Source organism: Flagellimonas oceani (genome assembly GCF_011068285.1).
In the GTDB taxonomy this organism is placed as follows: domain Bacteria; phylum Bacteroidota; class Bacteroidia; order Flavobacteriales; family Flavobacteriaceae; genus Flagellimonas; species Flagellimonas oceani.
In genome coordinates this window covers 1,405,824-1,426,557 of the sequence record NZ_CP049616.1, presented here as the reverse complement: position 1 = coordinate 1,426,557, position 20,734 = coordinate 1,405,824, and the positions used below count along the sequence as shown (strand labels likewise).

At 41.8% G+C, this 20,734-nt stretch carries 25 protein-coding genes and 1 tRNA gene; 13 read left to right on the top strand and 13 right to left on the bottom strand.

Translation table 11 applies throughout. The annotated features are described in order from the left end of the window. From GVT53_RS06650 to GVT53_RS06635, 4 genes are all read left to right on the top strand, one after another. Window positions 1-696: an SDR family NAD(P)-dependent oxidoreductase gene (locus GVT53_RS06650; RefSeq protein WP_166247904.1), complete on the top strand. Its 696-nt coding sequence runs from the start codon at window positions 1-3 to the stop codon at window positions 694-696. After that, window positions 693-2,006 (top strand): cryptochrome/photolyase family protein, encoded by a 1,314-nt coding sequence (locus tag GVT53_RS06645; protein WP_166247903.1) that lies wholly within the window; start codon window positions 693-695, stop codon window positions 2,004-2,006. Before GVT53_RS06650 ends, GVT53_RS06645 begins: the two co-directional genes overlap by 4 nt. A gap of 96 nt (window positions 2,007-2,102) precedes the next feature. Further along, a complete protein-coding gene (locus GVT53_RS06640) occupies window positions 2,103-3,530 on the top strand; it encodes an amidohydrolase (RefSeq protein WP_166247902.1) in 1,428 nt (475 codons plus the stop codon). A 67-nt stretch (window positions 3,531-3,597) separates the two neighbouring features. Then, complete coding sequence (locus GVT53_RS06635) at window positions 3,598-4,602, top strand: pirin family protein (protein WP_166247901.1); 1,005 nt, start codon at window positions 3,598-3,600, stop codon at window positions 4,600-4,602. 6 nt (window positions 4,603-4,608) lie between these two features. On the opposite strand, the gene murA is transcribed toward GVT53_RS06635, so the two are convergent. The 3 genes from murA to GVT53_RS06620 all read right to left on the bottom strand — a co-directional run bounded on the left by murA (window position 4,609) and on the right by GVT53_RS06620 (window position 6,948). Next, complete coding sequence (gene murA / locus GVT53_RS06630) at window positions 4,609-5,916, bottom strand: UDP-N-acetylglucosamine 1-carboxyvinyltransferase (RefSeq protein ID WP_166247900.1); 1,308 nt, start codon at window positions 5,914-5,916, stop codon at window positions 4,609-4,611. 15 nt (window positions 5,917-5,931) lie between these two features. Continuing rightward, a complete protein-coding gene (locus tag GVT53_RS06625; RefSeq protein ID WP_166247899.1) occupies window positions 5,932-6,579 on the bottom strand; it encodes a DUF4290 domain-containing protein in 648 nt (215 codons plus the stop codon). An 81-nt stretch (window positions 6,580-6,660) separates the two neighbouring features. Further along, window positions 6,661-6,948, bottom strand: a complete 288-nt coding sequence (locus GVT53_RS06620) for a DUF493 family protein (RefSeq protein ID WP_166247898.1) — start codon at window positions 6,946-6,948, stop codon at window positions 6,661-6,663. 87 nt (window positions 6,949-7,035) lie between these two features. Here GVT53_RS06620 and GVT53_RS06615 point away from each other — a divergent pair, with 87 nt between their 5' ends. From GVT53_RS06615 to GVT53_RS06595, 5 genes are all read left to right on the top strand, one after another. Then, window positions 7,036-7,599 (top strand): AAA family ATPase, encoded by a 564-nt coding sequence (locus GVT53_RS06615; RefSeq protein WP_166247897.1) that lies wholly within the window; start codon window positions 7,036-7,038, stop codon window positions 7,597-7,599. After that, window positions 7,599-9,491 carry a RecQ family ATP-dependent DNA helicase gene (locus GVT53_RS06610; RefSeq protein ID WP_166247896.1) on the top strand — a complete coding sequence of 631 codons (1,893 nt, stop codon included), beginning with the start codon at window positions 7,599-7,601 and terminating at the stop codon, window positions 9,489-9,491. Before GVT53_RS06615 ends, GVT53_RS06610 begins: the two co-directional genes overlap by 1 nt. Continuing rightward, window positions 9,472-10,434 (top strand): methionyl-tRNA formyltransferase, encoded by a 963-nt coding sequence (gene fmt, locus GVT53_RS06605; protein ID WP_166247895.1) that lies wholly within the window; start codon window positions 9,472-9,474, stop codon window positions 10,432-10,434. The genes GVT53_RS06610 and fmt overlap by 20 nt, the downstream gene beginning before the upstream one ends. 176 nt (window positions 10,435-10,610) lie before the next feature. Further along, the gene (locus GVT53_RS06600; protein ID WP_014034238.1) at window positions 10,611-10,883 is read left to right on the top strand and encodes an HU family DNA-binding protein; all 273 of its coding nucleotides are present in this window, start codon (window positions 10,611-10,613) and stop codon (window positions 10,881-10,883) included. A gap of 120 nt (window positions 10,884-11,003) precedes the next feature. After that, complete coding sequence (locus GVT53_RS06595) at window positions 11,004-11,564, top strand: YqgE/AlgH family protein (protein ID WP_166247894.1); 561 nt, start codon at window positions 11,004-11,006, stop codon at window positions 11,562-11,564. Here the strand turns inward: GVT53_RS06595 and GVT53_RS06590 are convergent. Both GVT53_RS06590 and GVT53_RS06585 read right to left on the bottom strand, forming a co-directional pair. Continuing rightward, complete coding sequence (locus GVT53_RS06590; RefSeq protein WP_166247893.1) at window positions 11,561-12,406, bottom strand: aminotransferase class IV; 846 nt, start codon at window positions 12,404-12,406, stop codon at window positions 11,561-11,563. The genes GVT53_RS06595 and GVT53_RS06590 overlap by 4 nt on opposite strands. Window positions 12,407-12,460: 54 nt before the next feature. Beyond that, the gene (locus GVT53_RS06585; protein ID WP_166247892.1) at window positions 12,461-12,844 is read right to left on the bottom strand and encodes an START-like domain-containing protein; all 384 of its coding nucleotides are present in this window, start codon (window positions 12,842-12,844) and stop codon (window positions 12,461-12,463) included. Window positions 12,845-13,053: 209 nt separating this feature from the next. Between GVT53_RS06585 and GVT53_RS06580 the strand changes: the two genes are divergently transcribed. Beyond that, a tRNA-Met gene (locus tag GVT53_RS06580) sits at window positions 13,054-13,127 on the top strand. A gap of 86 nt (window positions 13,128-13,213) precedes the next feature. Here the strand turns inward: GVT53_RS06580 and GVT53_RS06575 are convergent. From GVT53_RS06575 to GVT53_RS06540, 8 genes are read right to left on the bottom strand one after another with little or no spacing between them, the layout of a single operon-like run. Continuing rightward, complete coding sequence (locus GVT53_RS06575) at window positions 13,214-13,465, bottom strand: hypothetical protein (RefSeq protein ID WP_116183674.1); 252 nt, start codon at window positions 13,463-13,465, stop codon at window positions 13,214-13,216. Next, complete coding sequence (locus GVT53_RS06570) at window positions 13,462-13,788, bottom strand: hypothetical protein (RefSeq protein WP_116183675.1); 327 nt, start codon at window positions 13,786-13,788, stop codon at window positions 13,462-13,464. The genes GVT53_RS06575 and GVT53_RS06570 overlap by 4 nt, the downstream gene beginning before the upstream one ends. A gap of 5 nt (window positions 13,789-13,793) precedes the next feature. Then, on the bottom strand, window positions 13,794-14,447 hold the full coding sequence (locus GVT53_RS06565) for a hypothetical protein (RefSeq protein ID WP_116183676.1): 654 nt from the start codon (window positions 14,445-14,447) through the stop codon (window positions 13,794-13,796). Between the two features lie 37 nt (window positions 14,448-14,484). Continuing rightward, a complete protein-coding gene (locus GVT53_RS06560; RefSeq protein ID WP_116183677.1) occupies window positions 14,485-15,264 on the bottom strand; it encodes a PRTRC system ThiF family protein in 780 nt (259 codons plus the stop codon). Next, window positions 15,254-15,961 carry a hypothetical protein gene (locus GVT53_RS06555; RefSeq protein ID WP_116183678.1) on the bottom strand — a complete coding sequence of 236 codons (708 nt, stop codon included), beginning with the start codon at window positions 15,959-15,961 and terminating at the stop codon, window positions 15,254-15,256. The genes GVT53_RS06560 and GVT53_RS06555 overlap by 11 nt, the downstream gene beginning before the upstream one ends. A 2-nt stretch (window positions 15,962-15,963) precedes the next feature. Then, window positions 15,964-17,007, bottom strand: coding sequence for a hypothetical protein (locus tag GVT53_RS06550; protein WP_116183679.1), 1,044 nt, complete (start codon window positions 17,005-17,007; stop codon window positions 15,964-15,966). Between the two features lie 36 nt (window positions 17,008-17,043). Next, complete coding sequence (locus GVT53_RS06545; protein ID WP_116183680.1) at window positions 17,044-17,265, bottom strand: PRTRC system protein C; 222 nt, start codon at window positions 17,263-17,265, stop codon at window positions 17,044-17,046. Then, window positions 17,262-17,750 (bottom strand): PRTRC system protein E, encoded by a 489-nt coding sequence (locus tag GVT53_RS06540; RefSeq protein WP_116183681.1) that lies wholly within the window; start codon window positions 17,748-17,750, stop codon window positions 17,262-17,264. The genes GVT53_RS06545 and GVT53_RS06540 overlap by 4 nt, the downstream gene beginning before the upstream one ends. A 315-nt stretch (window positions 17,751-18,065) precedes the next feature. Between GVT53_RS06540 and GVT53_RS06535 the strand changes: the two genes are divergently transcribed. From GVT53_RS06535 to GVT53_RS06525, 3 genes are read left to right on the top strand one after another with little or no spacing between them, the layout of a single operon-like run. Next, a complete protein-coding gene (locus GVT53_RS06535) occupies window positions 18,066-18,950 on the top strand; it encodes a DUF488 domain-containing protein (RefSeq protein ID WP_116183682.1) in 885 nt (294 codons plus the stop codon). A gap of 4 nt (window positions 18,951-18,954) precedes the next feature. Next, the gene (locus tag GVT53_RS06530; protein WP_067030397.1) at window positions 18,955-19,776 is read left to right on the top strand and encodes a hypothetical protein; all 822 of its coding nucleotides are present in this window, start codon (window positions 18,955-18,957) and stop codon (window positions 19,774-19,776) included. A gap of 11 nt (window positions 19,777-19,787) precedes the next feature. Beyond that, complete coding sequence (locus tag GVT53_RS06525; protein WP_116183683.1) at window positions 19,788-20,591, top strand: HNH endonuclease; 804 nt, start codon at window positions 19,788-19,790, stop codon at window positions 20,589-20,591. The last annotated feature ends 143 nt before the right edge of the window (window positions 20,592-20,734 follow it).

Here is a 20,734-nt window from a genome sequence, read left to right as displayed (position 1 = left end):
ATGGAAAAGAATATTTTATTGATCGGTGGTTCTTATGGAATAGGCTTGGAGATGGCAAAGAAGTTATCCAAAGAAAATCGTGTGTTTGTGGCCAGTAGAAGTAACGAGGAGCTTTCAAATATAGACGTCACCCACATTCCCTTCGATGTATTGAGCGAGGACATTTCCGAAAAATCTATCCCGGAAAAGCTGGACGGTTTTGTTTACTGTCCGGGCAGCATCAATCTAAAACCCTTTAAAACCATGGGGGTCGATACCATTCAAAACGATATGGAAATCAATTTTATCGCTTTGGCCAAAACGGTCAAATCCATCATCAATAGAATGAACGAAGGTTCCAGCATGGTGTTTTTCAGTACTGTTGCGGTCGGAACAGGGATGCCTTTCCATACCAGCGTTTCTGCGGCAAAAGGAGCCATTGAAGGGTTTGCAAGAGCCTTGGCCGCAGAATATGCACCAAAGATCAGAGTGAACGTAATTGCACCCTCATTGGTGGACACTCCCCTATCCGAACGACTGTTGAACAACGATAAGAAAAAAGAAATGATGTCCGAAAGACACCCCATGAAAAGAGTCGGCAACACAGCCGATATTGCGAACATGGCCACGTTTTTGTTGAATCCCGATAACTCATGGATTACAGGACAGGTTATCGGGGTCGATGGCGGAATGTCCAGCTTAAATATAAGCTCATGAAGGATAAAATCAATATTTTTTGGTATAGACGTGACTTGCGGCTGGATGATAATGTTGGACTCTATCAAGCGCTCCAAAATGAGTTTCCAGTGTTGCCAATTTTCATTTTTGATACCGAAATACTGGAAAACCTGCCCAAAGATGATGCTAGGGTAACCTTTATTAATCAACAGTTGCAAAAAATAAACACCCAGCTCACGACCAACCATGATGGTGGAATTGCACAGTTTCATGATACTCCCAAAAAAGTATTCAAACAATTATTGGAAGACCATAACATTCAAGCTGTTTATACCAATCACGACTACGAGCCTTATGCCAAAAAGCGGGATGAAGAAATAAAATCCCTGCTGAAAGAAAACGGCGTCCAGTTCAATACGTTTAAAGATCAGGTGATTTTTGAAAAGGAAGAAGTGGTGAAAGACGATGGTGATCCCTACGTGGTGTACACTCCTTTTATGAAAAAGTGGAAGGAAAATTTTAATCCCTCCATCCATTTGGTGGAATACGATACCTTGAGCGACCTTGGTAAAAATTTATACCAATCCAAAAAACTACCGCAATTTTCACTGGAGGATATGGGGTTTAAGGAATCTTCCATAAAAGTCCCCGATTTTACAGTGACTTCAAATTTGATTCAGGACTACGAGGATACTCGGGACTACCCCGCCAAGGAGAAGGGAACTTCCCGATTGGGTCCACACTTACGATTTGGCACCGTTTCAATCCGAAAAATGATTAAGAAGGCCATTGACGAGAAGAACGAGACCTTTTGGAACGAACTGATTTGGAGGGAGTTCTTTATGCAGATTCTCTGGCATTTTCCGCATACCGTAAATGAGGCATTTAGAGCCAAATACGACAGGATCGAATGGCGGAACAATGAAGAAGAGTTCGAAAAATGGAAAAATGGTAAAACAGGCTATCCTTTGGTAGACGCAGGGATGCGCGAGCTGAATGAAACCGGTTACATGCACAACCGTGTGCGTATGCTCGTGGCCAGTTTTCTCTGCAAACACTTATTGATCGACTGGCGGTGGGGCGAAGCCTATTTTGCCGAAAAACTCCTTGATTATGAAATGGCCAGCAACGTCGGTAATTGGCAGTGGGCAGCGGGCAGCGGTGTGGATGCCGCGCCCTATTTCCGGATATTCAACCCGACCACACAGATCAAGAAATTCGACAAGGACAGGAAATACATCAATAAATGGGTTCCTGACCTTCAGGAATTGAGTTATCCAGACCCTATTGTTGACCATAAAATGGCCCGCGAACGATGTTTAAAAACATATAAAGAAGCGGTAAGTTGAAGCTTTTTCGTTAATTTTAGTTCTCTGTTGAATGATTTTACTTATCGAAAAAGCCAAATCAATTCAATGGAACATAACTAACTCAAAACCTTTATAATGAAAAAACTTTCAACCTTACTCCTTTTGGGCTTGGTATCGCTAAACCTTTCTGCCCAAAAGATGTCCAAGGACAAAAAAGCTGTTGTTGCCTCGGTAGAAAAGCACAAAGAAAACTTGATCAAAATCAGTGATTCCATTTGGGCATTGGCCGAAACCGCCTTTGAGGAATCCATTTCCTCTAAACTTCTAGCGGATTATGCAGAAGAAAACGGAATGACGGTTACCCGTGGTGTGGCCGATATTCCAACCGCTTTCACCGCCACGTACGGTTCGGGCTCTCCCGTAATCAGTGTATTGGGCGAGTTTGATGCCTTGCCTGGACTTTCACAGAACACCGTTCCTACCAAAGACCCTCGAATTGAAGGTGAACCAGGCCATGGATGCGGGCACAACATGTTCGGCGCTGCCAGTTTGGGAGCCGCCATTGCGATTAAGGAACAGATTGAAGCAGGTACGATCAAAGGAACGGTAAAGTTCTTGGGAACTCCTGCCGAAGAAAAATACTTTGGGAAAGTCTGGATGGTAGAGGCCGGATTATGGGATGATGTCGATGTAAATGTCAGTTGGCACCCTTCCGCACAAATAGAGGCCGATGTGCAAAGTGGGCTCTCTTTGATTGACTTCATGATCGAGTTTTATGGTCAAGCAGCGCATGCTTCTTCTGATCCATGGAACGGTCGCAGTGCCTCCGATGCTTTGGAATTGTACACAACGGGCATCAATTACTACAGGGAGCATATCAAACCAACATCCCGAATCCACTACCACATTCAAGATGGTGGGCAAGTAGTCAACGTGGTTCCCGATTATGCACGTTTATGGGTACGGGTACGTGACCCAAAAAGAGAAGTTATGCTTCCCACTTTTGAGCGTGTCAAGGCCATGGCCGAAGGTGCCGCCATTATGGCCAATGTCGAATACAAATACTCATTGATTTCGGGTATTTACGAAACTTTGGTCAACCGTGAAGGCGGTAAAATTATGCAGAACAACTTGGAACTGTTGGGTCCGATCACATACACGGATGAAGAAATTACCTATGGTAAAGCCATCCAGGAAGCTACCGGAAAGCCCCAAGTGGGTATGGACGGAGAAATTCATCCATTAAAAGAAACCGAAGAACTACCAGGCGGAGGTTCCACAGATGTTGGCGATGTCAGCTGGAATGTACCCAATATCAATCTTGGTGTTACCGTTGCCCCAAAAGGCACGCCTTGGCATTCATGGGCCGTGGTAGCCTGTGGTGGCATGAGCATTGGGCACAAAGGAATGATCTATGCTTCCAAAGCCATGGGGATGACCATGCTTGACCTTTTTGATGACCCAAAATTGGTAGAAAAAGTAAAAGAAGAATATAAGACCAGAAAAGGTGATGTAAAATATGAGGCCATGATCGATGGTCCACCACCAATTCCTGGTAAATAAATTAAATTACAATTGGATTGAAAAGCCTGCACCTTGCAGGCTTTTGATCTTAAAAAAAAATTACGCTATGAAAAATCCTGTTATACAAACCTTTCCGTTAAGTTCACCTTGGCAAACCTTGGACCCATTTTTGTTCAGTGTATACCATTTGGACCATTTTCCCAAAGGAAATGGAGAGATGGGGCCAGATGAATCCTTGCTCAAAGGGAGAAGTCTGGGAAGCGATTTTAATCCCAGTGCCAAATGGCGCATGTACCACGGTCAGACGATTCCGGGGTTTCCTTTCCATCCTCACTGTGGTTTTGAAACCATCACCATCGTGAATAAGGGATTTTGCGACCATTCCGATTCCCTAGGTGCCGCTGGTAGATTTGGCAAGGGCGATGTGCAATGGATGACGGCCGGAAGAGGTGTACAGCATTCGGAAATGTTCCCCTTGTTAAAAGATGATGAGGAGAATACGCTGGAGCTGTTTCAAATTTGGTTGAACCTTCCCAAAGTTGGAAAGTTTGTGGACCCACACTTTAAAATGCTCTGGAACGAGGATATTCCGATTATTGAAGAGGGAAACGCGAAAATAAAAGTAGTTGCAGGCACCTACAAAAATGTGAATCCAATTAACCCCGCACCGGATTCATGGGCCGCAAATCCCGAGAACGAGGTAGCGGTTTGGAACATTCATGTGGATGCAGATTCAGAGTACATGTTGCCAAAAGCAAATTCTTCGGAAGTAAATCGCGTGTTATATTTTTATGAAGGGGACGAAATCCGTATCGGGGACAAAAAAATCAATCCAAATTTTGGAATTGTTCTGGACCCGACACAAGATGTAAACATCAAAATAGGTTCGGAAACAGCTCAAATTATGGTGTTACAAGGAAAACCCATTGGTGAACCCGTTGCCAAATACGGACCTTTTGTGATGAACACCCAAGAAGAAATTCAAAAAGTGATGGAAGAATACCGTCTTACACAGTTTGGTGGATGGCCATGGCCACATCCGGACAATGTGCACGATAAGGACAGGGGTCGTTTTGCACTTTACCCTGATGGAAAATTGGTCGAGAAATAATCAGAATTACACCCTTACAATATTGGCCCCGATGGCACGCAAGCGCTCATCGATGTTTTCGTAACCACGATCAATCTGTTCGATATTATGTATGGTGGAAGTTCCCTTGGCGGACAGTGCCGCAATCAAAAGGGACACTCCTGCCCTAATATCGGGGGATACCATGGTAGTTGCCTTTAATGTGGATTGGAAATCATGTCCAATTACGGTGGCCCTGTGTGGGTCGCAGAGAATGATTTTTGCGCCCATATCAATAAGTTTGTCCACAAAGAACAATCGGCTTTCGAACATTTTCTGATGGATAAGGACTTCTCCCCTTGCTTGGGTGGCCACAACCAAAATAATGCTCAACAAATCCGGGGTAAGTCCCGGCCAAGGTGCATCGGCTATGGTGAGAATGGAGCCATCTATAAAATTCTGAATTTCGTAGCCATCTTCGTGTTTTGGGATAAAAATATCATCTCCCTTTCTTTCCACGGTTATTCCCAGCTTACGGAACACATTCGGAATTACGCCCAAATCGTCCCAACTGACATTTTTGATGGTGAGTTCGCTTTGGGTCATGGCAGCCAACCCGATCCAGCTACCGATTTCTATCATATCGGGCAACATGGTGTGCTCGGTACCACCTAACGAGTCAACTCCTTCAATGGTCAACAAATTGGAACCGATTCCTGAGATTTTGGCCCCCATGCGGTTCAACATTTTACATAATTGCTGAAGATAAGGTTCACAGGCCGCATTGTAAATCGTAGTGGTGCCCTCTGCCAAAACAGCGGCCATTACAATATTGGCCGTTCCGGTTACCGATGCTTCGTCCAAAAGCATATAGGTTCCCTTGAGCTTATCGGCTTCAACTCCGTAAAAATAGTCCTCTTTATTGTATCGGAACTGCGCTCCAAGTTTGATAAAACCTTCAAAATGGGTATCCAACCTTCTTCTACCAATCTTATCTCCTCCAGGTTTTGGGATGTATCCTTTTCCGAATCTTGCCAAAAGTGGGCCAACCAACATAATAGATCCCCGTAGCCCTCTGCCATCTTCCTTAAATTTGGCAGATTGAAGGTAATCCAAGTTTACATCATCGGCCTTAAAAGTGTACGACCCCTTGCCTTTCTTCTGGATTTTAACGCCCAAGTCTTCCAATAGGGCGATGAGTTTGTTGACATCTACGATGTCGGGTATGTTGTGTATGGTAATTTTTTCTTCTGAAAGTAAAACGGCACAAAGAATCTGTAGTGCTTCGTTCTTTGCCCCTTGAGGTGTAATTTCACCATGTAATTGGTGTCCACCCTCTATTCGAAATGTACCCATGTATTCCCTTGGAGTTTAATATCTTTTTTTACGGCCTCTCTGCCCTTTCTTTCCTCTGTTGTTGTTATTGTTGGACCTGCTTGGTTTGTTCTTAAGGAACTGTCCACTTTCGGTAAGGCTCTCATCGCTTTTTGCCAAATCTATTTGTCCATCGCTTAGCTCCTTGAGGTGATTGAAGATTACACTATCTTCCACCGTATCCTTGTTCCAAACCAAGTAGCACTTCTTCATGTGGTTGGCGATCGCGTATTCCAAACCTGAACGCATGTCTCCTTTTTCCCAGTTTACGGCCACATCTATCATTCTTTTGATATTGTTTCCGTAAAAACGGTACTTGGGGTGGTTCTGGGGGTAATCCAACGGCTCTGGGCGTTGTTGCAGAACCTCTTGTGATGTAATCGGAAAAGGGGAATCTACATCCAACTTAAAATCCGCCATAATAAACAATTGGTCCCAAAGTTTATGCTGAAAGTCTGGAACATCCCTTAAATGGGGCTGTAAGTTTCCCATTACGCTAATAATGGATTTGGCCACTCTATTGCGTTCGTCGCGGTCTTCAATAGCGACGGCGTGATCCACCATTTTCTGGAAATGCCGGCCATACTCTGGAATAAAGAGTTTTGGACGCTCTGTATTGTATTCTAAATTAAATATTTCGTTCAAAGTAATGTATTTAGAGATTTGAAACTTGGAAAGTAATCCGATAACGTTCGCAAAGTAATAAAATTATAGCAAACAAAGGGGCTACAAAGAAATTACACCCTCAACTACCGAAACTTCCTTATATTTTTCTATCACAGCGTCCGGATCTTTTAAGTTCACTGTAATGGATAAGCTGGTATAATTCCCTTTTTTGGACTTTTTGGATTCGATTACAGCTCCGGTATTGTCAAAAATATCCTGTATCTGTGAAATCCGTTGTTCATCCGTTGGAACTATAAATTTATAAAGGTATGTAGATGGCCAACTAGTGCTTTCCAACAACTGATCTTTTAGCTTTGCGTAAAACTCCTCCGTATCCTTATTATCCATACCTCAATTTTTTACAAATATATGGCTTACCCATCAATTTTTTTTCCTTAAGTCGATTTCATTACTTTGTAACATAAATTAAGGGCTTTGGGAAAGAAGAAAATAGTTATCACGGGAGCGCCGGGCACCGGTAAGACTTCCATAGTTAATGGATTGGAAAGCATGGGTTACCATTGCTTTCATGAGATTATCCGTGATATGACCTCTAAAGCCAAAAATGAGGGGCAAACGGAACATTATATTTCAAATCCCTTGGTTTTTGTGGATGATGCATTGCAGTTCAATAAAGATCTGTTGGAAGGAAGAACGTCCCACTACAGGCAGTCCTTAAAAATAGATGCTCCCATCAGTTTTTTTGACCGTGGCATACCGGATGTATTGGCCTACATGGATTTTTTTGGACAGGAGTACGATGATTTTTTCACTTCAGCTTGCAAGGACCATAGATACGATTCCATTTTTATTGTTCCGCCTTGGAAGGAAATCTATGTTTCCGACAACGAACGTATGGAAACCTTTGAGGAAGCTGAAAGCATTCATGATTCCTTGATGAAGACCTATACACAATTTGGCTATAACCCCATCGAAGTGCCAAAAGATGAAGTCCAAAATCGGATTGATTTTATTTTGGAAACACTTAAAAAATTATAGTGCATAAGGATACCACAGGCATTTTAAAACAATTTTGGGGTTATGATGATTTTAGGGGATCCCAAAAACAAATCATCAACACCGTTCTATCGGGGCAAGATGTTCTCGCATTGATGCCCACCGGTGGAGGAAAATCCATTTGCTATCAGGTGCCCGCATTGGCCAAGGAGGGCATATGCATTGTGGTCTCACCTTTGGTGGCCTTGATCCAAGACCAAGTGTCACAACTAAAAAAAAGGAACATCAAGGCCATCGCTTTAACCGGCGGCATCCCACCAAGCGAATTAAACGACCTTTTGGACAACTGCGTCTATGGCAACTATAAGTTTTTGTACCTGTCCCCTGAGCGGTTGCAACAAACTATTGTACAGGAACGCATCCAACAAATGAACATCAACCTCATTGCCATTGATGAGGCGCACTGCATATCCCAGTGGGGGAACGATTTTAGGCCGGCCTATCTCGGATGTTCCATCTTAAAAGAACTGGTCCCCGATATACCGATGATGGCGTTGACCGCAACAGCTACACCACGCGTGGTAGAGGATATTGTGGAGAATCTGGAATTGGAAAACGTTGAAATTTTCAAGGATTCCTTTTCCCGTTCCAATATCGCGTTTAAAGTAAAACACTCTGAGGACAAGCTATATCAGCTCAAAAAATATATGGATAGAGTTTCTGGGAGCGCCATTGTGTATGTACGTTCCAGGAAAATGTCCATTTCACTGGCCAACTTTTTGATCAAAAATGGTATTTCCGCATCTTTTTTTCATGGAGGGATTCCTAAATCGGATAAAGAAGAAAAACTCAACCTTTGGTTAAGCGGTAAGGTACGGGTGATGGTGGCCACCAACGCTTTTGGCATGGGAGTGGATAAACCGGATGTTCGCCTGGTCATACACTATCAAATTCCCGATAGTTTGGAAAGTTACTTTCAGGAAGCCGGTAGAGCTGGTCGTGACGGAATCGTTTCGACCGCAATCATCATCACTTCCAAAGAAGATGAGAACAAGGCCAAACAACAGTTTTTATCCTCATTGCCCGATGTTGCCTTTGTGAAGCAGGTATATTCCAAGCTCAACAACTACTTCCAAATATCGTATGGCGAATTGGTTTCCGAACCATTGGCCTTTAAATTCAATGCGTTTTGCAAACGCTACGACTTTAATCCCAACATGACCTTTAATGCTATTTGGATATTGGATCAAAACTCAGTTTTATCCTTAGCGGAAAATTTTAAAGAAAAAACCACGCTCCAGTTTACAGCTTCCAAAACCGAGATTTTCAATTATCTGGACAAAAACAGGAAAACGGCACCCATCATCCAGACCATTCTACGTACCTACGGGGGCATTACGGAATACGAGACCAAAATCAACCTGTATATGCTTTCCCAAAAAACCAGCACAGGCGAAGCACGTTTAAAAGAAATACTGCAGCGATTAGCGGATGATAGCATTGTGGAGTATCAAAACAATACGAGTGATTTGGAAATCACTTTTTTGGTTCCGCGGGAAGACGACCATACGATTAACCTATTTGCAAAAAAAATCAAGGATTTTAATCAGGTCAAGCAAAATAATATGGCCGCGATGTTGGGATACGTTTCCAATAAAAAACTATGCCGTAGCCTATACTTACTTAATTATTTTGGTGAAAAGACCAGTGAAAAGTGTGGTACGTGCGATATTTGTACCAAGAAAGCGAGAACTGCATCACCACATGATTTGGAAAACAGGGTGATGGAACTCTTGGAAATCCGGCCCCATACGTCCCGGCAGCTCGAAAAAGCCATTGGAGCAAAGGAAAAAGAACTTTTAAGAACATTGGAGCGACTGCTGGAAGATGAGCGGGTCTCCCTAAACTTTAAGAATGAGTACATCAAAAAATAATCCCCTTCGCATTGTATTTATGGGCACTCCCGACTTTGCCGTGGGAACCTTAAAAAATATATTGGAAGCCGATTTTAACGTAGTCGGTGTAATAACCGCACCCGACAGGCCCGCTGGCCGTGGCCGTAAGGTCCAAGAATCGGCAGTGAAGCAATTTGCGGTAGAGCATAACCTAAAGGTATTGCAGCCCACAAATTTAAAGGACGAGGATTTTCTCGAAGAATTGAAAGCACTTGATGCCAACTTGCAGGTGGTGGTCGCTTTTAGGATGCTGCCCAAAGCGGTTTGGCAAATGCCGGAGTATGGGACGTTTAACCTTCATGCTTCCCTCTTGCCCCAATATCGCGGTGCGGCACCTATCAATTGGGCAATAATCAATGGAGAAACCGAAACGGGCGTCACCACTTTTTTTATTGATGAAAAAATAGACACCGGAAACATTGTCCTTCAAAAAACAGAAAAGATATTGCCCACCGATAGTGTAGGCGACTTGCACGACCGATTGATGGAGATCGGGGCCGACCTTGTAGTGGAAACCTGCAAACAGATTGAAGCTGGTACGGTAACCCGACAACCACAGAACGAAAGCAATACTCTTAAACCTGCTCCAAAAATCCATAAAGATACTTGCCGTATTGACTGGAACGCTTCCATGGAAGCCATTTATAACCATATTCGGGGGTTGAGTCCGTACCCTGGCGCATGGACCATGTTGGTAAACGATGGCAAAGAGGACCAAATGAAAATCTTTAAAACAGAAAAGCTTCAGGAGGACCACGACCATAGCGCAGGGCAAATATTGGTGGATAAAAAATCCTTCAAGGTAGCGGTAGATGGTGGTTATATTTCGCTCTTGGAATTACAGCTTCCGGGTAAACGTAGAATGCAGGTCAACGAGGTTTTAAACGGATTAAATTTGGAAAATGATGCGCTTCTTCGCTAAAGCCTTGCTATGATTGGGCTGCGAAAATTTGTCGTTTTTTTCCCACTTTATCAACAAACGTTTCAAGTTATCAACAAAAACCCTTATTTCCCTTGGTTTTACTTGCGTGAGACGCAAATCCATATAAATTTGTTCAGCATTAAAATTATATTAACAACAATTAATTTAATTCCATTATGAACAAAACAGAATTAATCGATGCTATGGCAGCTGATGCTGGCATCACTAAAGCAGCAGCAAAAAAAGCATTGGAATCTTTCTTGGGAAATGTAGAAGGAACGCTTAAAAAAGGAGACAGAGTTTCCTTGGTAGGTTTTGGTTCTTGGTCAGTTTCCAAAAGAAGCGCTAGAGAAGGTAGAAATCCACAAACAGGAGCTACTATTAAGATTGCCGCTAAGAACGTTGTAAAGTTCAAAGCAGGTGCTGAATTGAGCGGTGCAGTAAACTAATCAATTATTTATTTAATATACGAAAGCACTCCTTTAGGGGGTGCTTTTTTAGTTTATATGCATCGTGTTTTTTGCATATGTAGAATAATATGTTAAATTTAAGTACAAGAAAACATATAAATGGTAAGTCAAAAGCCTAAAAAAGGGAATTTACTTGTTGCGGAACCTTCACTTACCGGTGACGTTTCTTTCAACAGGTCCGTTGTACTTATTGCCGAACACAACCATGAAGGTTCGGTCGGCTTTATTTTAAACAAACCTTTGGACTATACCATTTGCGACCTTGTTTCCGATATTACCATTCCTTTTCAGGTTTTTAATGGCGGTCCCGTAGAACAGGACAACCTTTATTTTATCCACAAGGTCCCAGAACTCATTGAAAACAGCATTGAAATTTCCGATGGTATTTTTTGGGGCGGTAATTTTGAGATGACCGTTGACCTTATCAATAGCGGAACCATTACGGAACAGGACATTCGTTTCTTTTTGGGGTACTCCGGTTGGGGAACCAGCCAATTGGACCAAGAACTTTCCTCCAAATCTTGGGTAGTACTGCCGAATGAATACGAAAGCAGTATTTTGGAAAAAGCGGCCAATGTCTTTTGGAAAGAAAAAATGATGGAGCTCGGCGGAGACTATGTTCTATGGTCCAATGCGCCCGAAAATCCATCGCTCAATTAGCCTATCCGGGCCTTTGCGTTTAATTTTCCCACCAGACTTTTTGCCACTTTTGCCTGGTATTCCTTTTTCCTGTATTTACTGATGGGTTGAATACCCACGATGGAATTGGTAATGAACAGTTCGTCCACTTTTTGAAGCTCAAAGGGAGAAATGGAATCCTCGACCAAATCGTACTCTTCGGAACCTGCGATGATTTTCATCAAGTTTTTACGGATGATGCCGTCCAAACAACCATCGCTCAAGGGTGGTGTTTTTATTTCGTTGCCCTTTACCAAAAATAGGTTGCCATTGATGGCTTCCACCACCTTCTTATCCGTGTTCACCAACAAACAATTGGCATAGTTGTTTTCTTTGGCATAAACCCCTGCCACCACATTCAGTATTTTGTTGGTGGATTTTAGATTGGAGAGCATATCCTTGTTCAGGTAGTAATCTTTGAACAATTCCACTTCGTAATTCCCTTCGTTCAAAATGAAAAAAGGAGATTCCATGGTACGGGTCTCTATAAAGTAGGATACATCATTGGTGGATGGGGTATACAATCCACCTTCGTTTCTAAATACCGATAAACGTACTCGAACGGCGCCACTATCCAATTGATTGGAGGTGATGGTCTTTTTAATTTCCTCCTCTAAAAATTCCATAGTGAATTCCATGGGGATTTCCATACGCAAAATGCGCATGGACGCCATCAATCTAAAATAGTGGTCTTCCCAAAAAAAGAGGGTTCCGTTTACATATCGGACCGACTCAAAAAGGGCATCCCCATATTTGAAAGCCCTATTGTTGCCTGTGAAAATTGCCTTATCCCCTGCTAAAAGTTCTCCATTGTAATTGACCATAAAAAAGTCCCGATTAAAATCGGGACCAAAGATACGGTTTACTTGAGAATAGGACTAGGTTGAGCCAAGAACCTGTTTAAGGTCGGAAACCTGGTTTTCCCAAAGCATCTTTGCTTCGTCCACCTCGTCATCCTCGGCAAAGTCTGTTATAAATAGTGAAACATCTTTTGTTATTTCATCGACTATTATCCGCATTTCAAAAAATGAACCATCCTCATTTTCTTCCCATGCCAGCTTTACGAATTCCTCACTTTTTCGTTTGAGCAGTTTTGCACGTTCTTCTGCACCATCCCAAATAAAGGTGAATATTTCTCCACGGGAATTAACATTATCGGCATACCATTCAGACAGTCCCGAAGGAGTGGAAATATATTGGTAAAGCAACTGAGGTGAAGCTTGGATTACAAACTCCAGTTCAAATTTAACCTTATCACTCATTGTCGTGTTCTTTAATCGTTCTTCAACTTTTGTATAATTTGGGAAGATATAAAAATAAATATCAAATAATAAATTAATAATGAATTTTGATTCAGCGAAAATTTAAGCATATATTTGCACCCGCTTAGCAAAATTCACGGCGAGGTAGCTCAGCTGGTTAGAGCGTCGGATTCATAACCCGGAGACAAAATTGAAATATTGTAGTAAATGGCGAGGTAGCTCAGGTGGTTAGAGCGTTGGATTCATAACCCAGAGGTCGGGGGTTCAAGTCCCCCTCTCGCTACTTTTTGATGATAAAAAACCCAAGACGAAAATCTTGGGTTTTTTTGTTCTGTACAACATATGTACAACATTTTTGGTTTTTCCTTATCATTCCACATAGTCTCTAAAAATAGTGTGCCTACCGTGCTTGACCACCAAATTCGGAAGCTGTTTCAAAGGGCTAATTTTTTCGACTATATCCACACGGTAGAATTTGCCATCAATTTTGAATAATTCTTTTTTTCTTGCCCCAAATGCTGCGGATTGAAAAGACCTTTCCTCAAAATAGGTAAACTCCCAATACAGTTTTTCTGGGTCGATTTTTCTAAAAATCGTGATTAAATGTGCATACATGGTCATTGCAATGGTGCTTTTGATTTGCCAGTATTACCCAAAAGCCGAAGCGCAACGGTCTGCAATTTACACGGAAAGAAAGCTTTTTTTGAAAACCCCGTTCTGATAAAACCTATGAAATCCCTATCGGCATATTCTATAACCTTGACATTATAGAATTTATGGTCAGTCGGAAAATCAAGAGGTTTTCCCTTCCATTGCACCAATCGGTACAAGGCTTCCAACTTTTTACCATATAATCCTGTCCTTTCGTTGTGGTAGACGAAATTGTGAATTGTCCCGTAATGCTGTTCTTTGATGTTAGATCTGTTCTTTTTATTTGTTTTCATTTTTGTTATTTAGAGTAAAAATGAATTTGGCCAATTGATTGCCTATATATTAATGGAACTTGTGACCTGATCCATCTTTTCACTTTAATAGCGTGTTTAACGATCTTTTGCCTTAAGTAATGCTCATCATTTGATTTTGCTTCCCCGATCATATCTTCCTTTCCCAAATCCCCATAATAGCCATAACAACTGTCCAAAGTATTTCCACTGGAATCGGCAATGGAGTAACCGAATACATTACCCGTCAAATAATCATCGTACAACCGAACATTGTCCCTAATCATTTCTTCCAATTCCTTGGCAGTTTTATCCCCTGCCCGTAAACCCCATTGCTTCAACGTAGGAATATCTATAAAGGCAAAACCGATTTGGCTGCTATCCCAACAGCAAATAAAAGGGCTAGTCTTAATAGTAATGCCACCGTGGTCGTACATGAAAACTGACAATATGGCCAAGGGGCAATATTCATCTTCAATAGCTTCTCTTATAGCTTCCCAACTCTCAAATTCATTGGTATCAAAATCGGTGTTATTATGCAAATCATATCGTTTGTGGTTTAGACAAAAAAGTACATGCCCATCCCAATCCCTAAGTGGATTTTGGGGAAAATCATCCCGCTCGATTTTGATTTCATATCCTTTATAATGCAACGTTTCCATGTCTGATATTTTTTAGCGTCAATATTTTAATTCTCAATTAGACCAAAATCGAATTGACCTTCCCACTCTCCAAATTCACAAATGCCCCATGCTTTTGAATCTGCTTGTGGTACAATAACCGAAATAGGCAATCGGAAGCATGGGCGACCAGTACATCGTTGATGAAAAGTGATTGCTCGTTCAGCTTATCGGAATAGGCACATCCCGCACCTTGAAGACGGGGAATGTCATGGGCATCCAAATCGGGAAAAAAATCGATGATGTTTTTGAGTTTGTCCACCATTTCAAAATCTTCCCGTTCCATATTTCGTTCTTCCTCGAACAAAGTTCCTAACACGAATTGCCCACTATCCCTACAGTTGCCAATGTCCAGCCAATAGAACATGCTTTGATATTCAGACCCCTTGAAGGGAAATGCAAGCGATTTTGATAACAGCGTTCTAAATCGGGCATTATCGACACAAGTGATGATGATGTTCGCCCGAATATCCTCGCCATCGGGAAGTGCATCCATGGGAATTCCTTCCCATTGCAGACCAAAGGCAATATTTACCTTATTGACGGCATTGACCACTTTATACTCCCCTACATCACTAAGGGCATAGAGTTGTCTGCCAACATTGTTGTTTTCAACCATATCCGAATCATAGGCGATTATGTGCAAACCTGGGTGTCCGATTTGGCGCAGGGCAAAATCCATCCGTGCCAACCGTGCCAGCATCAGGGAACCTGTACCCCCTACCCCGATCAATGCAATGGTTATGGGATGTGTTGGATTGTAAAAGTAGTTGGGAGCGAAATGAATTCTAGTTTTCATATAAATCCTTTAAGGTCAATTTGTTTTTTTTCAGTAGAGCGTCATCAAAGAATGTTTTCCTGAAATTCCGTTTCATTACATCCACAATGTTCCCTTTCGCAATGTTGTTGTGATGGGTAGCCGTAAAAACGGAACGAAAGAATTGCTGCTCGACAAACCCCATGATGTCCTCGTAATAGTCAAAGCCGTCATAATCCATCGAGGCATTGCCCATACATACATTTCCTTGCCTCCCTACGTTCAATAACGGTGCGTGGTACAATGAAACGGTGTCGGTCAATGTATCCTTTCGATGGAGGGCAAAGACTTTAAGGGTGTTCCCTTCAAGCTTGAAGATCAGTTTTGGCAAGGGATAATTTCCCGAAGCGATACCCGTTCGTGTATCGAAATACAGGGTGTGCTGTTTTGGATGGACGTACCATACCAGTTGGAGATTTCCTTTGAAATCAAAATGAATAAGGTTCTTGGGCAACATTCCCTTAAACCTGAACTTTATCAAATCCCCTTCCAAACACCTAAAGAGGTTTCGGGCGGTATCCTTGGTCAGCGGCATCCCTGCCGTAAGCTTTGCCCCTACGATGTTGTGATATGAAAAGTAGTGCCCCCTGTTGTAATAATCTTCTTCTTGGGAATAACCGATAATGGCAAATTTTGGAAGAAAGTGTTCATCGGGCCGTAAATTGGCAATCTGTTCCATGTTCAAAGCAGTCTTAAAAGTTCGTTGAGATCGGTAAGAAATTCTTCCAATCGATTAAGTTTGTAGGTCGACCCTTCCTCAAAGGGCTGTAGGTTACCTTTTTCGACCGTAGTTAGTTCATAGGCAGAAATAATGTCATATTCGTTGGAACATTCGTTGAGCATTTCGATATAGGAACGGGTAAATTCACTGTCCGCATCGTCAACTATCAGGAAAGATTCCCAATGCTCGAACATACTTTCATAGGCATCCCTTGTTCCGATACGGAACGGCACCCGAAAATCAATGGTATCGGCTTTTGATAACAGTTCCTTGATTCCCTTGTGCAGGGGTTTTCGAGGACGGTATTTTAGTAAAAGGAATTTCCAATCCTGTGGTTCGTATTCGTCGAACAGCTTTTGGTAGCGACCAAAGAACCTGACCGAGTTACAATTACCAAAAACACTCCCGTTTTTCCTATGGTAGGCTTCTTCCTCAAATAGATATTCCCAAAGCCAGTCCACCCTATCCTCTCCCGTATGGAAAAGATTGATATAGGGTAGGCTTTTGATAAAGGACATTAGTATATCAAAAAGCATAGGGTTTTTCCATCGAAGGGGCATAACGGGTCGCAACGGAATGCAATAGACCGTGCTACGATTCCCGATATGGCGTTTCAAGACCAAGCGCAGGTCGGCATCTTCCCGTAAAACTTCGATATGGTCAATTCTTGCCCTTTCTTTCAGCCGATTGGCACATCGCAATATCAAATCATCCAAGCTATCGGATGCCGAAAACCGCCAGTCGTCAATATTTCCCGAAAAGTTACGGGTGGCATCCACCATTAAACTGGCAAGTGCCTTTATATCAACCGATGATCCGTCCTCGATTATCGGCTTGGAAAGAATAGGCAGAACGCTCAGGTCAGAAAGGGAAAAACCTTTGGTTGCAAGACTTTCGGTCTTTGCGTTCCGTACCTGTAATGGGATTGTTGAACCGCCTTGAACAATCGGGCGTGGAACTCTTTGAGTTCTTTCGATAAAAGGGGTGTCGGTTTGTGGGTGCATCTTTCGTGATTTAGAAATTCGTCTACGTTCATCGGTCTATCCCTTTGTTCCTGCCAAGGTCTTGAAATGGATTTCATGATGGCCATTGACTATGCCCTTGTCCATGATATTGGCGTTGGTCAGTTCGGCATAGATCTGCGAATAGTGTTCCATCACTTGCTGATGGGTCAATTGGCTATCCAAATCATCCAACTCAATGGCATTGTTGTTGCCGTCTTGGTAGATGTACTTGCGTTCTATCGTTGCGATTTCCATCATTGAAAAAGTTTTGGGGATTCGTATGCTTTCATATCCTTGATGACCTTTTGCGCTTCCTTGTGGTTCGGGTCTATCTTCAAGATTTCGTTGGCAATGTCCGTTGCCTTCTTATGGTCGCTCATGGGGTTAAAGTCCTTCTCTTTTAGAAGTTGCTTTAACTCGGTGACCTTTTTGGTAGTCGATTCTTTTTTCTTCTTGGCCTGTTGGGTCTTTTGTTCGGTTTCCGCCAAGGCTTTTTCAAAAGCAACGGTGTTTCTGAAAAGTGCCTTGGTCTGCTCCAATGGTTTTTGAAGAACTTGAAAGAATTTCTCGTCCACTTCCGTTACGTTTCCCCGTAGGGTAAGCGGTTTTATGGATTGGAGGGCCTTGTCCTTGGCACTCGATTTGGGCAAAACGGACACGCTGACCGAATCCCCATCAAAAGAGACACTTATGCCATATTGTTCTATACCCGTTTGCCGTAATGTTGAAAAGAAGTCTGTCATAGTAACGGTATTTATAGTTCTTAAAAAAATTTAGTTAAAAGCGGGGCTTGGTTTGCACCGTATTAATTTGCCCCGCTCCTTCCTTAACTCTCTTTCAAGATACGCCCATACCCGTGGGAATCCTCGTAAAAACAGGCTAAAATCCACCCTTTTCTTCCTTCTCCCTGTCCACAAAAAAGCGCCCGATAGGGCGCTGGATTCTACATCCGAAATAACAATCAAAACGCTTATTCTACGTTTGCATTCATGTAGTTCTTTTTCATTAAGGAATTACCTTGATATTTCTGTTTGTTTATTAATAAGTAATTTTACATCATGTTTTATCGAAGAAAGTTGGTTTTTGCTTTACTGGAAAAGTTTGAAGATGGATTGGAAAGCACTCGTCTTCAAAAACTTATGTTTTTGTTGACCCAAATGCAGAAAGAACCCAACTATGATTTCGTTCCTTATCGATATGGGTGCTATTCGTATTCTCTGAAGGCGGATTTGGCGGCTATGGTAAAACATGATTGGTTAGTTGAATCAGAGAAAACCTATAGTCTTAATGTAAAGAAGAAATATTATAAAGAACTTACCCCAGTAGATAAGCAACTTGTCAACGAAACTTTCGAGCTTTACGGAAGCATGAAAACGGATGTCATTACAAAACATACATATATCAATTTTCCGTATTATGCCACCAATAGCATTATAGCAGAGAGAATTCTTCCAGAAAAGTTTTTTGAAAGAGTTGTAACTGCACGTCATAATGATGAATCTACAGTTTTATTTACTATTGGGTATGAAGGTATTTCGCTAGAGGAATACTTAAACAGGTTACTAAAAAACAATGTCCATCTTCTTGTAGACGTCAGAAGAAACCCCTTGAGCCAGAAATACGGTTTTAGCAAAAAGTCTTTAAGTAGTTTTTGTAGTCGATTGGGAATTGAGTACATCCATATTCCGGATGTAGGCATTGATTCTAGTAAAAGGCGAGAATTAAATACGCAAGAAGACTATGATTTGCTTTTCGATGAATATAAGGCGACCGTACTAAAAGAGGCCATTGAAAGTCAAAATTTTATACTCAGTTTGTTGGAAAAACACAGGCGTATTGCCCTTACTTGTTTTGAGGCCGATACCTGTCAATGCCATAGAACCCACCTAGCTGAAAATTTGAAGAAGTCTCCTAATTTTAAATACGATTTGAAGCATATTTAAAAAAATGGCGCTTACAAAAGTACTTATCACTGTAAAAACCTACCCTTCCCTTTCGGCGAAATACGGAGAACTTGTGTGTACGGCAGGTTTTCTAGAAGACGGTTCTTGGATAAGACTATATCCTATACCATTTAGGAAGCTAAAAAAGGACGAGAAGTATACAAAATACCAATGGATTGAATTAGATATTGTAAATAACGACAAGGACTTTAGACCTGAAAGTTTTCGACCGGCCACTATTGACACACCGATTACACTTCTGAATACAATTGATACCAAAGGCAATTGGTATAAACGCAAACAAATTGTTCTTGGAAAAGTTTATACGGATATCAAGGCACTTATAGCCGAAGCACACGATAAGGACATCTGCACATCCCTAGCCGTCTTTAAACCTGCTAAGGTAACCGATTTCAAAGTCGAGAAAGTTTCGGCCGAATGGGATAAGAAAAAATTAGATGAACAAAAAGCGCTACAAGAACAAGGGAATTTATTCGAAATGGAAGAAGAACCCTTCGAGGTTGTGGCAAAACTTCCATATAAATTCTCTTATGTAATTGAAGATGAAAACGGGGTGTCAAGTACAATGATGATTGAAGATTGGGAAATTGGAGCACTATTTAGAAACACACTTGCGGCAGCAGAAGGAAATGAAGCGGTTGCCGTTGAGAAAGTCAGGCAGAAATACTTCGACTATTTTGCTTTGAAAAAAGATTTGCATTTGTATTTGGGCACAACCAAGGCATTTCATTATCGTTCTAAAAATCCATTTATGATAATTGGAACTTTCACACCGGGTATTGAAATACAAACTAGCTTATTTTAATTTTTTGAATTATGCGTTGTATTTTCTGCAAGAAATCGTCCGGCAGGTCTTCAAGTATTCAGCATATCATTCCAGAATCGTTAGGCAATAAAGAATTGATTCTTCGACCTGGTGTGGTATGTGATGAATGTAACCAATATTTTGCCGTGAAAATTGAGAAACCATTATTGGAGATGAAGTATTTCCAAAATGTAAGATTTAGAAACAATATCAAATCTAAAAAAGAGCGTAACATCCCATACAAAACCCTATTTCCGCATAAAGATGGTGGCTGGTTTGATATGTATATGGATGGGGATAGTTTGGGTTTTAGAGGCGATGATACTAAAGTAATAAACTTAATACGCAACAAGAAGGTCAATAAATTAATGTTTGAAGTGGTGGATATGCCTGAAAACAAAAACTACCAAATGTCCCGTTTTCTTGCAAAGACCGCTCTGGAGTTATTTGCTTTAAAAGCAGGTCATAACCAGTCAAATCTGAATGAAGTTATTGATATGTCCGAATTAGACCCATTACGTGAATATGCCCGGTTTGGAAAAGGAGAACAATGGATTTATAGTCAGCGTAGAATTTATTCCGAAGAGGCGCGGTTTGTAGACCCTATATTCAATCCTAAACCCTACGAAGTACTTCACGAATTGGATTTCTTAATCATCGAACCGGGCATATATTATTTCGTTCTTGTAATTATGGGTGTTGAATATGTAATTAACTGTGGAGCTTCTGAGCTGAATTTATTTAATGATTGGTTAGAACGAAATGAAAATCAATCGCCTATAAGGCGTTTTACGGAGAGAATGGTCAAGGAGTAAAAAGCAAGCGTTAGGGATAGCAGCGGCATCGAACGCGGCGGGCCGTTAGGGTTCGTTGCCCAAGAAAGCGACAACGGAGCTCTTTTTGGGCTTACGAAACCTTGGGGCCCGCAAGGGCGATATAGCGGATAGCCCGGGCAACG

What these genes read in the sequence shown, in the direction of transcription:
- GVT53_RS06650 (WP_166247904.1), top strand. Translation starts at nt 1, where the DNA reads ATGGAAAAGAATATTTTATTGATCGGTGGTTCTTATGGAATAGGCTTG.
- GVT53_RS06645 (WP_166247903.1), top strand. Translation starts at nt 693, where the DNA reads ATGAAGGATAAAATCAATATTTTTTGGTATAGACGTGACTTGCGGCTG.
- GVT53_RS06640 (WP_166247902.1), top strand. Translation starts at nt 2,103, where the DNA reads ATGAAAAAACTTTCAACCTTACTCCTTTTGGGCTTGGTATCGCTAAAC.
- GVT53_RS06635 (WP_166247901.1), top strand. Translation starts at nt 3,598, where the DNA reads ATGAAAAATCCTGTTATACAAACCTTTCCGTTAAGTTCACCTTGGCAA.
- murA (WP_166247900.1), bottom strand. Translation starts at nt 5,916, where the DNA reads ATGGGTACATTTCGAATAGAGGGTGGACACCAATTACATGGTGAAATT.
- GVT53_RS06620 (WP_166247898.1), bottom strand. Translation starts at nt 6,948, where the DNA reads ATGGATAATAAGGATACGGAGGAGTTTTACGCAAAGCTAAAAGATCAG.
- fmt (WP_166247895.1), top strand. Translation starts at nt 9,472, where the DNA reads ATGAGTACATCAAAAAATAATCCCCTTCGCATTGTATTTATGGGCACT.
- GVT53_RS06600 (WP_014034238.1), top strand. Translation starts at nt 10,611, where the DNA reads ATGAACAAAACAGAATTAATCGATGCTATGGCAGCTGATGCTGGCATC.
- GVT53_RS06595 (WP_166247894.1), top strand. Translation starts at nt 11,004, where the DNA reads ATGGTAAGTCAAAAGCCTAAAAAAGGGAATTTACTTGTTGCGGAACCT.
- GVT53_RS06590 (WP_166247893.1), bottom strand. Translation starts at nt 12,406, where the DNA reads ATGGTCAATTACAATGGAGAACTTTTAGCAGGGGATAAGGCAATTTTC.
- GVT53_RS06585 (WP_166247892.1), bottom strand. Translation starts at nt 12,844, where the DNA reads ATGAGTGATAAGGTTAAATTTGAACTGGAGTTTGTAATCCAAGCTTCA.
- GVT53_RS06575 (WP_116183674.1), bottom strand. Translation starts at nt 13,465, where the DNA reads ATGACCATGTATGCACATTTAATCACGATTTTTAGAAAAATCGACCCA.
- GVT53_RS06570 (WP_116183675.1), bottom strand. Translation starts at nt 13,788, where the DNA reads ATGAAAACAAATAAAAAGAACAGATCTAACATCAAAGAACAGCATTAC.
- GVT53_RS06565 (WP_116183676.1), bottom strand. Translation starts at nt 14,447, where the DNA reads ATGGAAACGTTGCATTATAAAGGATATGAAATCAAAATCGAGCGGGAT.
- GVT53_RS06560 (WP_116183677.1), bottom strand. Translation starts at nt 15,264, where the DNA reads ATGAAAACTAGAATTCATTTCGCTCCCAACTACTTTTACAATCCAACA.
- GVT53_RS06555 (WP_116183678.1), bottom strand. Translation starts at nt 15,961, where the DNA reads ATGGAACAGATTGCCAATTTACGGCCCGATGAACACTTTCTTCCAAAA.
- GVT53_RS06550 (WP_116183679.1), bottom strand. Translation starts at nt 17,007, where the DNA reads ATGCACCCACAAACCGACACCCCTTTTATCGAAAGAACTCAAAGAGTT.
- GVT53_RS06545 (WP_116183680.1), bottom strand. Translation starts at nt 17,265, where the DNA reads ATGATGGAAATCGCAACGATAGAACGCAAGTACATCTACCAAGACGGC.
- GVT53_RS06540 (WP_116183681.1), bottom strand. Translation starts at nt 17,750, where the DNA reads ATGACAGACTTCTTTTCAACATTACGGCAAACGGGTATAGAACAATAT.
- GVT53_RS06535 (WP_116183682.1), top strand. Translation starts at nt 18,066, where the DNA reads ATGTTTTATCGAAGAAAGTTGGTTTTTGCTTTACTGGAAAAGTTTGAA.
- GVT53_RS06530 (WP_067030397.1), top strand. Translation starts at nt 18,955, where the DNA reads ATGGCGCTTACAAAAGTACTTATCACTGTAAAAACCTACCCTTCCCTT.
- GVT53_RS06525 (WP_116183683.1), top strand. Translation starts at nt 19,788, where the DNA reads ATGCGTTGTATTTTCTGCAAGAAATCGTCCGGCAGGTCTTCAAGTATT.